This window comes from Sulfidibacter corallicola, from assembly GCF_017498545.1.
Classification (GTDB): domain Bacteria; phylum Acidobacteriota; class Holophagae; order Acanthopleuribacterales; family Acanthopleuribacteraceae; genus Sulfidibacter; species Sulfidibacter corallicola.
In genome coordinates, this window is the sequence record NZ_CP071793.1 from 6149970 (window position 1) to 6165790 (window position 15821).

At 61.0% G+C, this 15821-nt stretch carries 7 protein-coding genes; 5 read left to right on the forward strand and 2 right to left on the reverse strand.

The genetic code is table 11. The features are described 5' to 3' along the window. Positions 1–162 precede the first annotated feature (162 nt). From J3U87_RS18920 to J3U87_RS18940, 5 genes are all read left to right on the forward strand, one after another. Positions 163–804 (forward strand): hypothetical protein, encoded by a 642-nt coding sequence (locus tag J3U87_RS18920; protein WP_237377342.1) that lies wholly within the window; start codon positions 163–165, stop codon positions 802–804. Between the two features lie 66 nt (positions 805–870). Beyond that, positions 871–1662, forward strand: a complete 792-nt coding sequence (locus J3U87_RS18925; RefSeq protein WP_237377343.1) for an SDR family NAD(P)-dependent oxidoreductase — start codon at positions 871–873, stop codon at positions 1660–1662. Positions 1663–1901: 239 nt separating this feature from the next. After that, positions 1902–2438 (forward strand): hypothetical protein, encoded by a 537-nt coding sequence (locus J3U87_RS18930; protein ID WP_237377344.1) that lies wholly within the window; start codon positions 1902–1904, stop codon positions 2436–2438. Between the two features lie 77 nt (positions 2439–2515). After that, positions 2516–4111, forward strand: a complete 1596-nt coding sequence (locus J3U87_RS18935; RefSeq protein ID WP_237377345.1) for a GMC family oxidoreductase — start codon at positions 2516–2518, stop codon at positions 4109–4111. A gap of 825 nt (positions 4112–4936) precedes the next feature. Next, on the forward strand, positions 4937–8590 hold the full coding sequence (locus tag J3U87_RS18940) for a WD40/YVTN/BNR-like repeat-containing protein (RefSeq protein WP_237377346.1): 3654 nt from the start codon (positions 4937–4939) through the stop codon (positions 8588–8590). A gap of 166 nt (positions 8591–8756) precedes the next feature. Here J3U87_RS18940 and J3U87_RS18945 read toward each other — a convergent pair whose 3' ends face one another. Together J3U87_RS18945 and ppk1 are read right to left on the reverse strand one after the other, a co-directional pair. Then, on the reverse strand, positions 8757–12881 hold the full coding sequence (locus tag J3U87_RS18945) for a ubiquitin carboxyl-terminal hydrolase (protein ID WP_237377347.1): 4125 nt from the start codon (positions 12879–12881) through the stop codon (positions 8757–8759). 701 nt (positions 12882–13582) lie between these two features. Further along, entirely contained in the window at positions 13583–15820 is a 2238-nt protein-coding gene (gene ppk1 / locus J3U87_RS18950) for a polyphosphate kinase 1 (protein ID WP_237377348.1), read from the reverse strand. Between the last annotated feature and the right edge of the window lies 1 nt (position 15821).

Genomic DNA, 15821 nt, shown 5'->3' on the forward strand with positions numbered 1-15821 from the left:
GCGGTTTCGCGAAGGTGTCCTGGATTCGGGGTTCCGTGGATTTGTCTCGTGCGTCCGCCCATCGAGAACATCATGCCGGAGGGCTGGTTCGCACCTGGTTGGGTTCTTCCCGATGATCGCGAGTCGGCCCTGCCCGACCGTGACCCCCAAGGAGTCGGCCTTATGGTAACCGCTTGTCTTCTCTATTGCTTGTTGGCGTTTCAAGAAGACCATCACTACATCGACGGCACCGTGTTGACCCTGCGCAACGGCACGGTCATCAAAACCGCATACGAGGTCAAGGAAGATCGCTTTTTCTATTCTTGGCGCGAGGAAGGGACCTACATCTCGATCGAAAAGCAGAAGGTCAAGTCGGTCGACTACTTCAGTGTGTTGGTGCCGGGTCCCGCGCCCAGAATCAAGGTCCAGCCGGCCATCATGCGCCGCATTTCCGGAGCCTCGGTGGCCTATGAGGCGCGTGGCGCCACCATGCTCAAGTGCCGCCACGTGGATGTGCGGGGGCGCAGCACCGAGGGCGGCTTCACCTACAATCGCGTCGAGCACATGAAAGTGGCGGGGGAGCCGGGGCAGGGCTACCGACCGATGGAAGTTCGGTTCAGCAAGGTGACCAAGGGCACCCAGGCAAAAATCCGGATCTACAGCTTGAAGGGCGAGCTTTTGTACCAAACCGAGTTCGCCGTGGACGAGGTTTCCCGCTCGCGTCGCGAAAAGCGCGAAGGGACCATGACCTATGAGTTTCGAATGCCCGCCGAGATCGATCCACACCAGGTGGGCCTGGTCGAGATCATCAGCCGCAAGGCATGAGTCGCTCCGCGGATCGGGGCACGGCACCTTTTGTTTTCCTGAATCGACATCAATCGAGGATCTATTATGGGATTTGTATTCAAAGATAGATGGGCCCTGGTCACGGGGGCTTCGTCCGGCATCGGGAAAGAGTTGGCCGAAGAGCTGGCGCATCGAGGCACCAACCTGGTGGTCGTCGCGCGTCGGGAAAACCTGTTGACGGATCTGGCGACGAACCTCGAGAAGAAATACGGCGTGAGGGCCGTCGTGCACGCCATGGATCTCACCGCACCCGATGCAGCCGTCGCCCTGACCGAGTTTTTGAAGGAATACGAGGTGTCGATTCTGGTCAACAACGCCGGCTTTGCCGCGACCGGCCCCGTGTTGGACACCGAATGGGCGACCTATCGCCGCATGCTGGATCTGAACATGGGTTTCCTATGCGAACTGACCTACCGCATGCTGCCCGACCTGAAGCGACGCGATCAGGCGCGGATTCTCAACGTGGGCAGCATCGCCGGCTACCAGGGCGTCTCCAACATGGTGATCTACAGCGCGACCAAGGCCTTCGTGAACAACTTCACCGAGGGATTGCAGTGGGAGCTCCACGGTAGCAACGTGGCGGCGACCTGTCTTCAGCCCGGCAAGACCGAAAGCGAATTTTTCGACGTGGCCCACATGCGCGGAACGCGCTTCGTGAAAAGCGGTGTCATGTCGGCGCGGGCGGTGGCGCGTCAGGGCATCGATGCCATGCAGAAGGGCAAGCCCAGCTTGGTCACCGGATGGATGAACAAGATCTCCATTTTCGGTTTGCGACTCAGCCCGCGTTGGTTGGTGGGCTTCACGATCCGCAACATGTTCCGCGAAATGGGTCGCTGAGACCGCCGACGCGCTCGACTGGCCCGTCCATGAATGTTTTTTCAATGGCTTTCGGTTGCTCGCCGTTCGCTTCCGGGGTATCGTTTGTTAAGGTTCGGTGAAGTTGACGCAGCATGGCATTTACATGAGATCCCGCGATCACGTGCGGTAGATCTCTGCGATTTGGACGAAATCGGCCAATCGACTCGATGAACCGACGGGGTGGTGAACGAGAGTTCGTCGCTGGGAGTACTCAAACGATGGATCGAAGGCAATTTCTCAAGCTGGGCGTGACCGGTGGCGCCTTGCTGACGATGTCCGCATGGATGAGCAAGGGTACCTTTTGGGGAACCGGTACCCATTTGGCTCGGCGCGGCAATTACCAATACCAATTTCTCACCGAGGCCGATCACGAAGTGGTGTCGGCGTTGATTCCCGCGATATTGGCAGGGACCGCCGCGGCTCGGGACAAGGAACTCGCCGAAGAGGTCGTGCGCGGGGTCGATATCGCCGCGAGTCATTTTCGGCCGGCCATCCAAAAGGAAATTCGCCAGTTGTTCACGGTACTGACGCTGCCCGCGACGCGGGTTCTGGCCTGCGGTGTCTGGTCTGGCTGGTCCCAGGCCGATCCGGCTCGGGTGGAAGGCTTTTTGGCCTCCTGGCGGAACAGCCGCATGGCCCTGTTGCGTTCGGGTTACGACGCGCTGCAGCAGTTGACCGTCGCGTCCTGGTACGGCAATCCCAAATCCTGGTCGGGCCTGGGATACGAGGGGCCGCCGCCCCTGGCCAATGCCTGAGTGGCCGACTTGCACTCGAGGTGTGCCGCCGGCATACGTGAGGCCGAGAGATTCGCGACAAAGGAAGGGAAACGCAAATGATCGAGGATGTGATCACCCAGGGATTGGCTTCCGGCTGGTCGGTTCAAGACGGCTCCGAATTAGACCGCGATCTCGAGATGGAAGCGGACGTGGTGATCGTCGGAACGGGGGCCGGCGGTGGTTTGAGTGCGGAAGTCCTGACCCGGGCGGGCTTGAACGTGGTGCTCGTCGAAGAGGGGCCGCTCAAACACCTCCCCGATTTCAAGATGGAAGAGCGTTTCGCCTATCCCGACCTGTACCAGGATTCCGCCAGCCGCAAGACGAAGGACAAGGCGATCAACATCCTGCAGGGACGCTGCGTGGGCGGCGGCACGACGGTCAATTGGACCAGCAGCTTCGCCACCCCGGACGAGACGCTGAATCACTGGGGGCGCGTCCACGAGGTGGAAGGGTTCTCGCCGGAGGACATGGCGCCCTGGTTCGAAAAGGTCAAGGCGCGGCTCAACATCCACAAATGGCCGGTGCCGCCCAACCCGAACAACGAAGCCCTGCGAAGAGGCGCCGAACGGCTGGGGTGGTCCTTCGATTTCATGCACCGCAACGTGAAGGGCTGTGCCAACCTGGGTTATTGCGGCATGGGATGCCCGATCAACGCCAAGCAGTCGATGTTGGTGACGACCATCCCCGCAGCCCTCGATGGCGGTGCCCGGCTCTACACGCGCATGCGCGCGGTGCGGTTGACCCACCGTGCGGGACGGGTCACCGAACTCGTTTGCCAGGCCTTGGATGGCCGTGGGGTGTTCACCACCGGGCGTACCATGCGCATCAAGGCGCGGGCCTTCGTCCTGGCCGGCGGCGCCATCGGTTCTCCGGCGCTGCTGATGCGCTCCAAGGCTCCGGATCCCCATGATCTCGTCGGCAAGCGCACCTTTCTCCATCCCGTGACCGCCAGTACCGCCTTGTTCGCGGAACCGATTCGGCCGTTCTCGGGCGCGCCGCAGTCGGTGTTTTCGGATCAATTCCTGTGGCCGGAAGGGGTGGACGGCCCCATGGGCTACAAATTGGAAGTGCCGCCTCTGCATCCGATCCTCAGCTCCACCGTGTTGGACCACCTGGGTGAAGACCACCATCGGTTGATGAAGGATTTCGCCCACATGCAGGCCATGCTGTCGCTGTGTCGGGACGGATTCCACCCCGAGAGCCAGGGCGGCCGTGTGGTGCTCCGGGCGGACGGCAGTCCGGAATTGGACTATCCCTTCACCGACTACGTGCGCGACGGGTTCCGCCGCTCGCTGCTGTCGATGGTGGAACTGCAGTTCGCCGCGGGTGCCACCAGTGTATGGCCGGCGCACCGCCAGGCCCGCAGCTACAGCCAATGGAAGGCCGCGCGCGCGGCGGTGGCGGAGTTGCCGATGGACCCGCAAATGGTTCGCCTCTTCAGCGCCCATGTCATGGGTGGCTGCCCCATGGGCCGCGAAGCACGCCATTCGGTCGTCACCAGCGAAGGCATGCACCATCACCTGGAAAACCTGGCCGTGATCGATGGATCGGTATTCCCGACCAGCATCGGCACCAATCCACAGGTCTCGATCTACGGCATGGCGATGAAAAATGCGACCGCCTTGGCCGCCCGCTTGACCGCCGCCGGCTAGCTCGATCCACGGTGCCTGGCGCCGTCCTACCGGGCCTGCTCCGCGCTATCGGATCCAATGAACCCGCTCTTTTGCGGCCAAGTCCTTCATTTCCACCCGAGGTGTGGGGGTTTTTTGAAGGGCGGCCGTTTTACCCGAATACGGTGTCCGAGCGACCGCCGCATTTGCATCGTTGGCTCTCCTGCACTACCACTCCACGGCGTGGTGACGTTCGACAAACCGTTGGAAGATCGACCCACCGTGGCGTCTCTCCGAGTCGAATGCCCTTTCGAGAGAAGGAAACCGCCTTGGATTCCCAAATTTCGGAATTCGATCAGGGGGTCCGATAAAGGATGTGACTTCCTGTGAGCAACTTCTTTGAAAGAATCCGTCGACTTGACTACAATTTGTTTGCTTTGTTTCGGATAACCCTGTCGCGAGCATCCGCCTGCTCTTGGGGCAATGGGGGCCTTGTCCGGCCCCGGCGCGCTCCACGACGCTCCAAGGCGCCGTTAGGCAACGGCGCGATCCGGTGGATCGATGTTCGTGACACGGTCTTTGCAGTAAATCCTCAAACCCGAGCGTTTTCCGTATATCGGAACCCGGAATGAAGACCTACTTTGAAGGAGGCCTCCTATGATCCGGCACCCCATTAGTGCCTTTGCGTTATGTCTCTGCCTGATAGGTTCCCTGGTATTGGGCTTTTATGAATTTTCCTCGCCACCGGTCGTTCCGGTGAAAAAGGTGTCGGAGGTCGCCGCGCGTTCCGGCCACACTTGGCCGAAACCGCCCAAATGGAAAACGTGGAAGAAAACGGAATCACAACAGAAACGTCGGGAAGCCATCTTGGAGCGACTCAAGTGGGAGTACGACCTACGCAAGAACCCCAAGACCGGTAAGATTCCGGCCGGCGCCCTGAAAATCGAGCGACAGGTGCGGGCCAAGGCGCCGATCCGGTTGCGCAATCAGGCCAAGGTGGAATCGGTGGAAGGTCGCGGCCCCGGGAACCTGGGCGGCCGCAGTCGCGCCTTCGCCTTCGACGTCAGCGATCCCAGCGGCAACACCATGTTGGCCGGTGGTGTAAGCTCCGGCGTATTTCGCTCCACCAATCGCGGTCAGTCGTGGACCAAGGTCAGCGCCAACGATGCCATTCACAGCGTCACGACGCTCGCTCAGGATCCCACGACGCCCAGCAACTGGTATTACGGTACGGGCGAACTGGTGGGCAATTCGGCTTCGCTCGGCGGGGCTTTCCACTTCGGCGACGGCATCTGGCGCTCCACCGACGGGGGCTTGAACTGGGAGCAACTGCCCGCCACGCGTTCGAACTCGGCGATCGATTTCGACAGCCCGTTCGACTTCGTCAGCAAAATCGTGGTTCACCCCACCACGGGCGACGTCTACGCCGGGACGCCGACTCAAATCTTTCGTTCACAGGATGATGGCGCGACCTGGGACGTGGTGTTGGGACAGGGTATGAGTTTTGGCGGAGTCGACGGCCTGCCCGACATCGTCATCGCGCCCAACGGCTCCACCGTCTACGCCAGCTTGTCCGGTGGACTCGATGGTGGTCTCGGCGGCGTTTACCGTTCGACCACGGGCGATTCCGCCTCCTGGGAGAAAATCGCCGGCTCGGGTGCGGCCGCGAGTCCCGCAGATTGGGGTGGCGCGGGTAGCGTGTTCCGCACGGTTCTGGCCCTCGACGGCACCGGTTCCCAGCTCTATGCGCTTTACGACAACGGGCATTTCAACGATTGTGACGACGATACCCGGGAAATTCGTCCCGAAGCCGACCTGTTCCGGTTCGACGTGGCCGGAGGGACCTGGACCAACCTGAGCGCGAACGTGCCCAACGAGGGCGGCTGCAGCACTGGTAACGATCCATTCGCGATTCAGGGAGGTTACGACCTGATCGTGGCCGTAAACCCGACGGATCCCAACCAGGTTCTGGTGGGCGGCACCAACCTCCACGTCTCGTCCGATGGGTTCACGACCGCAGCGAACGTCCGCCGCATCGGCGGTTATGCCAGCAACCAGAACTATGCGCTCTATACCGGTCACCACCCGGACATCCACATCCTGGTGTTCGATCCCAACGACTCGTCGCGCATGATCTGCGGCAGCGATGGCGGCCTTCACGAAACCAACCCGACTCAGGATCCCAATGTCTGGACCAATTTGAACAACGGCTACGTGACCTATCAGTACTACCACGGCGCCATCGGCCCCGAGCTCGGTGACGCGCGGGTCATGGGCGGGGCCCAGGACAACGGCACCACCTTGAGTTACGGCGGCACCGATCACTTCGACGTGTTCGGCGGCGACGGTGCCTCGGTGGGCATCGCACGCAACGAAATCATCAACGGTACCAGTGCCGAGGTGATCTACATGACCGCCCAGCTCGGCACCTTTTTCCGTGCCGACGATGTCACCGGATACGCCGACATTCAACCGACCGGCTCCGACCAGGGCATTTTCGTCACCTATTTCCTGCTGGATCCGGACAACACCAACATTCTCTACTACGCCAGCAACAACCGTCTGTTCCGGACCACCGATGCGGCCCGGGTGACCGCGGACACCTGGACCGAGTTGACCGGTGTCGGTACCAATCTGGACGGTTCCGACATCCGCTCCATGGCGGTGACCCGCGGCACCTACGGATCGAGCAGCAAACTGTACATCGGGACCTCGCAAGGGCGGATCTTCCGGCTCGACGATCCGGCCAATGCCGAGCCCGGCACCTCTCTCGTGGAGATCACCTCCAACGAGCAGCAGGGCGGCATCGTGAGCAGTCTCGCGGTCGACCCCTTCGACGATTCGATTCTGGTGGCGACCTACGCCAACTACGGCGTGCCCAGTGTCTTCTTCTCCACCGATGCCGGCTCCGCCCAGCCGACCTGGAGCAACATCGAAGGCAACATCGCCGAGACTTCCGTGCGTGCTTCGGCCATTCTGCAAACCGAAGCCGGACGCGAAATCGTCGTGGGCACCTCGGTGGGTCTGTGGTCGACCACGGCGCCCAACGGGGCTTCGACGGTTTGGCAACGCGAGGCGGAAGATCAAATCGGAGCGGTCGTGGTTTCGGACCTGGACCTGCGTCCCAGTGACAACCACCTGCTGGTGTCGACCCATGGACGCGGCATGTTCGTCGCCGAATTCAGTCGCGGCAACCAAACCAGCACCAGCCAACCGTTCCGCTACCACTTGCCCGAGATCCAAGCCGATGCCGGCAATCTCGACACCATGATCGGCCTCGTCAATCCCGCCGATACCGCCGTGGATGTGGACCTGTTCGCCTTCAATGCCGCCGGTCAGGCCCTGGGCCGAAGTACCGCGGTCACCAGCTTGAACGCCAAGGGCGCGGCCGTGCTCAGCGTCAAGCAGGCGTTTTCGGCCAATCTCAACGAGGTCGCTTGGATCCAGATCGGCGCCAGCGGCGAGATTTCGGCCTTTGCCGAGATCCAGAACACGGAAACCCGTTCGGCATACGCCGCGGTGGAATTGGGTAACCTGGCCTATATGCCTCATATCGCCAAAGATACCGAGACATTTGAAACCGTTCTCAGCGTGCTCAACGGCACCGCCGGAACCGGCTCGGGAACCCTCACCGATTTTCCGGCACAATCCGGGCGTGCGATCGACGGCGTGTCCACGCCTTTCGGTCACTCTTCCGAGGCGATCACCGAATACCTGGGCAGCGACCTGATCGACGGTCCCGATTTGTGGGCCCAGGTGGATGCGACCGGCAATACCATGGGCGCCATGGAGTTCTTCACCCGGTTGCCGGACCGCGGCCAGCAGGCGGCCTTGGGGTTGAACGGCCAACGCGGGCGCACCCTGAACTTCCTGCACGTCGCCACGGACACGTCCCAGTTCTGGACCGGGATGCTGTACATCAACATCAGTTCGTTCACCACCAACGTGACCGAAACCTACTACGACGCCGACGGCAACGTCCTCAAAACAGACTCTTTGCTGATCCAGCCGCGCGAGAAGAAGACGCTGTTCTTCGATTTCGCCAACCAGGTTCAGGTACCCGCCGGGACGGCCTGGGTTCAGGTCTCTTCCAGTCAGGAACTGATCGGCTACGAGTTGTTCGGCACGCCCTCCATTTCGCAAAACGATACGTTCTGCGGACTTCAGGGCAACTATGGCGGCAGTCGGGTGCTGGACTATCCGTTCTTCACCACCAGCGACACGCGGTTCACGGGCCTGGTCGCGCTCAACCTGGGCACCGAGGCTTCGACGTTGAGTTTCACCGCCTACGCGGCCGACGGTTCCGCTCTGGAAACCGTGAGCCTGTCGGTGCCGTTGGCGCCCAAAACCAAGTACGTGGCCACGGTCGACGCGCTGTTCACCAATCCCGATACCCTGAGCCGCGCGGCCTGGGTACGTGCCGAGGCGAGCGGTTCCGAATGGGCCGGCTTCCTGCTCTGGGGTGATCGGGGCTCCGCCAGCCGCCAATACCTGTCGGGGCTCTCGGCGGTCAATCGATAATCGAGCGAACGAATCGCAACCATGAAAAGCCGCCCGGCCCCTTTCGGCCAGGCGGCTTTTTTCTTATGACCGGTCGGGACGAATTTCGCGGACGTATTTCGCCCCCGGCGCCGTCACCCGAAAAGGCCGCGGTTCGGTCTGCCGCGATCGACATCCCATCCCGAGATCAGTGTTCGTCCCGATCCAGGCGCACGTAGGTGAAGAAGAACCCCTTGTTCAGCGCTCGCTGGTTCTGGCCCTGGTTCGGATCCGTCAACGGGATCACCCGGCTGTCGTCGCGATGGGTCCACCCTTCGGCGTCGTGACGCATGGTCGTGTAGTGCCCCGCATCCAGGCTGTCGCCGTGGTGCAACACCGCCGCCCGAAGCTGGTAGGTTTCGCCGCCGAACTGAATCGTGTCGGGGATTTCCACATCGTGATCGTCCTTTTGGCCGAGCCCCGAGTCGCGCCCCAATGCGAAGTTCAGCACCGGTGGCGCACCGAAGGCCTGGATCGAGCGTGTCGCGGGGCCCTCCAGCGCCTGCATGCCGTTGCGGGCCCGGACACCCCTGAGCGCCTCTGCCGATTGGTACCGATCCAGTGCGTCCTGGAGACTGCGCGCCTGCCCGATCGGCAACCGCAACACGTAGGACCGCGTCATGTCCGTGACCCTGGGATTACCGCTCACATCGGTATATTGTTCCGGATCGTTCGACCGGATGGGCCGCATGCGATCCACGTCGTAGGTGGTGGTCGTAAATTCGCCCACCGTCAGGGTGCCGTTGGGATCGAACAGCGGCATCAACCGAGCGAAGAGCACCTCGGAGGCGTCGTGTTGGGCTTCGATGGCCGAGACCTCGGGATTCCTGGCGGGTGGCAGCAGGCCCAATCGATCCATTGCCTGCAGGATGTCGCGAACGGCTTGATTCAATCGTTCGGCGGGCTGATTGTCCTGGACTGGGTCCACGATGGTCCGGATCGCCGCCCCAAGTCTTCGGACATCGGCGAAATCCAGGTCCGGGAATTCGCGTTCGATCGCCTCACGGTTGGCTTCGATGGTCTCCGGTTCGAACAACTGCCGGTAGGTGGGGGTCGAGGCGATCACGTTCAGCGAAGCGCTCAGGAAACAGTTGTTGTGGGTGACGTTGGGGATCCCGTGATTGCGAATCGGGCCGGTGGCTTCGAAGGCGAGGCCGCCCACTTCGTCGATGCTCGAGCCTCGGCGACGGTTCGATTCCTTCGTCGGGTTCCCCTTTTGCGTCGCGTTTGCCGCATCGCTTCCGTGGAGCGGGTTCGAGGGTGCGGTTTTGGGTCGGCCTCGGTGGAAGAGGTTGAGACTGAGGTGTTTCGCGATCCGTCCGCGGATCGTTCGCTTGGATTTCACCGTGAACCGCCTGGCGGTTTCGGGAGCGTACAACCGCTCGTTCTGGCTCATCAGGTACTTCGTGAGTGCAGCCTTGGCCCGGTCGAAGGCGCCCTCGAACCTGGGATTCGAAGCAAAATCACGCATGGCTCGATCGAATTCCGGATCCATGTGCTCCTGGCCCATGTCCCGGAAATTGGCCAGGATCTCCTTGCGGATGTTGCCGTCGCGGTAGGCGATATTTTGGAAGATTTTGCTGAATTGGTTGCGGTGGCTGGTCACGAACTGGTCCCACTTGCCTTTGTCCAGTTCTCCATCGTTCGCCCAATTGTTGAACTTGGTCTGGATGTAGGTCAGCGTGTCGGTTCCGAGCCGTTCCGTCAGGTTGCGGGACGACCCGCTGCTCGCCGCCAATCCCAATCGGAGATCTCCCCCGGGGGCGATCGGAATCGGCACGCTCGGGACCTCGATCCCGCGCTGCTCCGTTGCCGAGAGACGGGTGTACTGAAGACGGTAACCTTCCTCCGATTTGATGAAGCTCATCTGGATCTTGGCGCCTGCCTTCAGGTTCATGTTGAACAATTCGGAATCGACCTCGCTGAAGTCGATGACGGGTTTGCCGAAGTCGAGACCCGCACTTTCGGCCTCCTTGTGGCCCATCATGGCTTCGAAGAAGCCCTTGAAATTCTTGCTGCCCTCGAGGCCGCTGAGGATGTCCATCAACGAGGTGCCGCCGCTCACCGCCAACTCCAGACCGATGTAATCGCCGTCGTTGTCGGGGTTGGCGTCGTTTTCGATGTGGTTGAACCGAACCGTCGCCGACATTTCGATCGATCCCCACAACTTGACTTGGAAGGTGTTGCTCACTTCGTCGTTGGTTCCCTGCATCACCATCTTGCGCGAGGGCAGTTTGCTGGGTTTGATGTCCAGCGGCGGCATCATCAGTTTTTTGCCGAACCGTTCCAGGTTCCTTGCGAAACCGGCGTCCTGGGTTTCCGGGGACTGGTGGTCCGCGAAGGTCATCTGGTAGAGCTGGGAGAGCCTCGTGAACGTGTGAATGACTCCTTCCAAATAGGCCTCGGTGGTGCGTGCACCGCGATCGGCCTTGATTTCGCGTTTGGCTGCGCGCTGTTGGCGGAGGACGCTCTTGCCGACTTCCTCGGGTTTGGCCAAATGGCAGAAATGATCGAATTCGCCTTCCAAATGATGCATGGCTTGGCGAAGGTCTTCGCGAACGGCCGCCATTTCGAGGTTTTTGGAAGGCGAATCCTGACGGCCCCGCAGCGCCGTCAACTGATATTCCACGGCGTTCAGCAGGTTTTGGCCATCGGTTTTGCTGTGGCGCTCGCCCTGCCAGGTGACTGAAAAATAATTGGGATTGGCCGATGCGAGCAGGTCCGGTTGTTCGCGCAGCGCATCCTGCAAACCGATCGATTTGGTAAAGGTCGTCTTCGTTTTGGAGCCTTCGGTCGTATTGAGGAATCGCAGGATTTGAAGCGCCAACGAGCCCTTGCCGTTCTTCGACAGGGTTTGGACGAAGTTCGGGGGAACCTGGCGCTCCAGGTTGACCCTGTCACCTGGGCTGAGGACACCCAGCATTTTGAGCTGCCCCTGGAACTTCTGATGTCGGGCCGGGCTGGCTTGGGGAAAATGCTTGTCCAACAATTTTTCCGCTTGGCTGCGCACGTAGTCTTCGAGGCTGGGATAGGTGGTGCCCTTGCCGATTCCGGCCGAACCGCCGGCCCCGACCGAGGCCAGCTTATCGTTGCCCAGCGTCAAACTGAGCGACAACGAGGCCGAGTTGGTTTCGCGAACCTTGGTGTCGTCACCGGTTTCCAGATGGTATTTCAGCGTAACTTTCGAGGAGGCGGACCCCACATCCACGCCGAACATCGACGCGCCGACCCCGATTTCTATCGAAGCTTCGCGCGTGCGGCTGCCACCGCTCCGTTCGAGGACGGTCAGTTCGCTTTGAACTTGATCCATCACGTCTTTGATGATCAGGCCCCGTACGGCGGTGCGAAGTTGGTCTGCCACGCCTTCGAGGACCTCGCGATGGAAGCCGGGTAGGTCCTGGCCGTGGTTGTCCAGAAGGTGTTCGGTGCGATCGAGCAGCCGTTCGTAGACTTCGTACTCGAGATCGGTATTGCGCCCATCGGCGCCGCGGGGTACGGCTTCGATGCCGGCGAACGGATTGGGTTCATCTTGCAATCCACGAAGTGCGTTGAGCTTGTCGCCCAGTTCGCGGCAGATCCCGACCGCCTCTTGGAGATTCGAGAAATCGTAGACCTCTCCGAGCAGGTTTTCGGCATGCCAGCAGAGTGAATCCGAAGAGCACCCGTTTTTTTGGAGGGATCTGAGTTTGTCGGCGGCCGCTTCCAGGTCGACGAGCCGATCCGAGCTCAACGGCATGCCCGCTTCGAGTTTGTTTTGCATGAATTCGGTCATGAGCAGGGCTTCGACGATGTCGCGACCGAATTCGTTGCGCAGCGCGTCCAGTTCCGCATGGGGAATGACGCCCTGTGCGACGAAGGGTGAGCGTTGGGTCAACTCCTGGTCGTTCAAGGCCAATGCTCGGGCCCGGACCTGTCCGACCGTCTGCGAACTCAGCGGCGCCTGGTTGCGCTCCATCTGGGCGAGGTTGAATTCCTGGGCGAGCCGGTGAGCGATGGGGGCACCGTATTCGGTTTTCAAGGACGCCTGAAAATGGGCCAGGGTATCGCGGTTCTCGGCGCCGATGCGATCCACGATGCTGGTGTTGAACATGGTTTGAAAGAACAGCGCGGTGTGGTCGACCACGCTCGCCAACGTGGCGCTGACCTTGCGGCCCAACCAGGAACCGATCGAGGTGACGTTGGTGCCGTCGCCGACCTTGTTGTTTTTTGCGACCAGTCGATTGGTACCGCTTTGCGCACCCCGAAAAAACTGTCTGACATTGTAATTTTCCATACGGCGACACTCTAAAGGAAACCGTGCACCAACCGGCAGAACGCGAACACGGCCGCCAAGGGGCACCCCGGCGGGATTGCGGGTGCGCCAATGCGGCAGACGTCCTGGCTCGCCAGGGAGCCTCGATCCGCTCAATCACAGGGCTGCGCGACGCGTGGGCCTGCGAAGCGCAGGGCCGGATCGCCACGCAAACCTATTCCGGGAACCGGCGACGAGCTTGGCCGATCCGGCAGGCGCGTCGAGGTGGAGCGGAATGAAATGGGTGCTGGGTTCAGATAAAAATTGCGAAAAAGTAGATGATGATCGGTTATCGATAGTGATAAAGGTTCGATGCTGCGTGCCCCACGCAAAGAGACCATTCGCCGGTCACGAGACGGCGCGGCAATTTGGGTTGTGTGAGGCTTTCGTCGAACTTCACACTAGCGCTGAATCCCTTGTGAGGCAAAGGATTCGGCGCGTTGTGCGTGGTTCGTCACAATTCGGTTCGTACTTTTATCGATCATTCGCTGGAAACGCGGCGTGTGATAGGGTAGGGAAATTTTTTTCAGAGAGGCCGGCATGGATGGGCTCGCAGCCGATGGGGTCGAGGGCGCTTCGCGAGCACTTGGCCGGAGCTTGGGCCTTCACGTGGAAGAGCCGACTTCGCCTTGCTCTCCGAGCGCACCTTCGCGGCTTGGCGAGTTAGGACGCGGCTTCGCCCCTCAGTACGAACTCCAATAGACTTTCTTCGATTTGGCCTTGGACTTGACGCGCTTGAACTTGCCCAATGCCGACTCGCGTTTTTCGGCGATTTCGATGACCCGTTCCTGGCAGCCCTTTTCCTCGGCCGGATTGGACGGTTGGCGCTGGACGTAGGTGCCGTCCGGCTTCATGTCCCAGGTGCTGCGCCGATCGGCCAACTGAATGTCCAGCAACTTGCCCAGGTCGCGCTGCAGAATGGGATCTTCGATGGGCACCAGAACCTCGACCCGGCTCTCCAGGTTCCGCGTCATGATGTCGGCACTGCCGAGGAAGATCTCGGGCGTGCCGCCGTTGCGGAAATAATAGACCCGTGCGTGCTCCAGGAAGCGGCCCACGATGCTGATCACCGTGATCGTGTCCGACAGGTCGGCGATGCCCGGTCTCAGGCGGCAGGTGTCGCGCACGATCAGCTCCACCTTGACCCCGGCCATACCTGCCTTGTACAGGGCCCGGGTGATGTCCGAATCCTCCAAGGCGTTCATCTTGAGTCGAATGTGGCCCGGCTCACCGCTTTTCTGGAACTCGATCTCGCGGTTGATCTTGCTGATGATCTTGCGCTTCATGTCGCTCGGCGCCACCACCAGCTTTTTATACTGGCGCTTGGGCGTGAATCCGGTGCTCAGGTAGTTGAAGAACTCGGTCAGGTCCTGACCGATCTGGGCATCGCAGGTGAAGTATCCCAGATCCGTGTAGAGGCGCGCGGTGCCGCCGTGGTAGTTGCCCGTACCGATGTGGGCGTAGCGGCGAATGCCGTCGTAGTCCTTGCGCACCACCAGGATGGTCTTGCTGTGGGTCTTGAAACCCACCACGCCGTAGGTCACGTGAATGCCCGCTTCCTCAAGCCGGTTCGCCCAGCGGATGTTGGCCGCCTCGTCGAAGCGTGCCTTCAACTCCACCACGACCGCCACCTGCTTGCCGTTGAGCGCGGCGTTGACCAGCGAGTGAATGACCTTCGAGTCCTTGGAGGTGCGGTACAGCGTCATCTTGATCGCGCGGACCTTGGGATCGTTGCTGGCCTCCAACAGGAAGCGCTCGACGGAGGAGGAAAACGATTCGAAGGGGTGGTAGATCAGGATGGGTCCGTTGCGGCGCAGGTTGTGGAAGAAGTTCGACTTCTCTTGAAGTCGAGGATGGTCGACCGGGTGGTGGGCCGGATCGCGCAACTGGGGCAGATCCAGCATGGCCACTTCCATCAGGTCCGACTTACCCATCATGCCCTTGACTTCGAAGACGTCGGATTCCTCGTCCAATCCCAGCTCGGCCGCCAACATGCCGCGGTTGTTCTTGTTCATCTGCGGAGAAACCTGGAGACGCACGATCGCCGCGAATCGGCGATAGCGCAACTCGGTTTCGATCATTTCCAGCAGGTCGTCGGCCTGTTCCTCGTCCAGTTCGGTGACCGCGTTGCGGGTCACGCGGAACATGGCCGAATCGAGCACTTCCATCTTGGGAAACAGCAGGTCCAGGTTTTGGGACATGACGTCTTCCAGGCGTGCGAAACGATAGGTGCCGGGAATGCGCAGGAAGCGCGGCACGTCCGGTCCCACGGGGACCTTGACCCGCGCCAGGGCCGGCTGCTCCTCGCCCGGGTGGCGCAGGGTGACCAGCAGGTTCAGCGAGAGGTTCGAAATGAAGGGGAAGGGGTGGGCCGGGTCGATGCCTTGCGGGGTGACGAGCGGGAAGATGTTGGCGTAGAAGTAGTCGCGCAGGTAGACCTGCTCTTCGGCGCTGAATTGGGGCCACTCCAGCAGCTCGATGCCGTTCTCCTGCAACAGTTCGGTCAGGTGCATGAACAGTTGGTTCTTTTCTTCCTCGATATCGCGAATGATGTGGTGGCACGCTTCGATCTGTTGCTGCGGGTTGCGCCCGTCCACCGACAGATCGGTCAGGCCGGCGCCGATCTGTTGTTTGAGGCCGCCGATGCGTTTCATGAAAAACTCGTCCAGGTTGGAACAGACGATGGCTACGAACTTCACGCGTTCCAGGAGCTTGGTACGCGGATCTTGGGCTTCGGCCAGGACGCGCCGGTTGAAGTTCAACCAGGTGATTTCGCGGTTCAGATAGAGTTCCGGCGCACTGGGATCCCAGTTCTTGCCATCGGGGCGGCGAGGAACGCTCTGAACGTCCGAGACGCTGTCGTCGCCAAGCGTGTGAGAGGTCCTGATATCGCTATTCGAAGCCTGCTTTTGTTCCAACAAA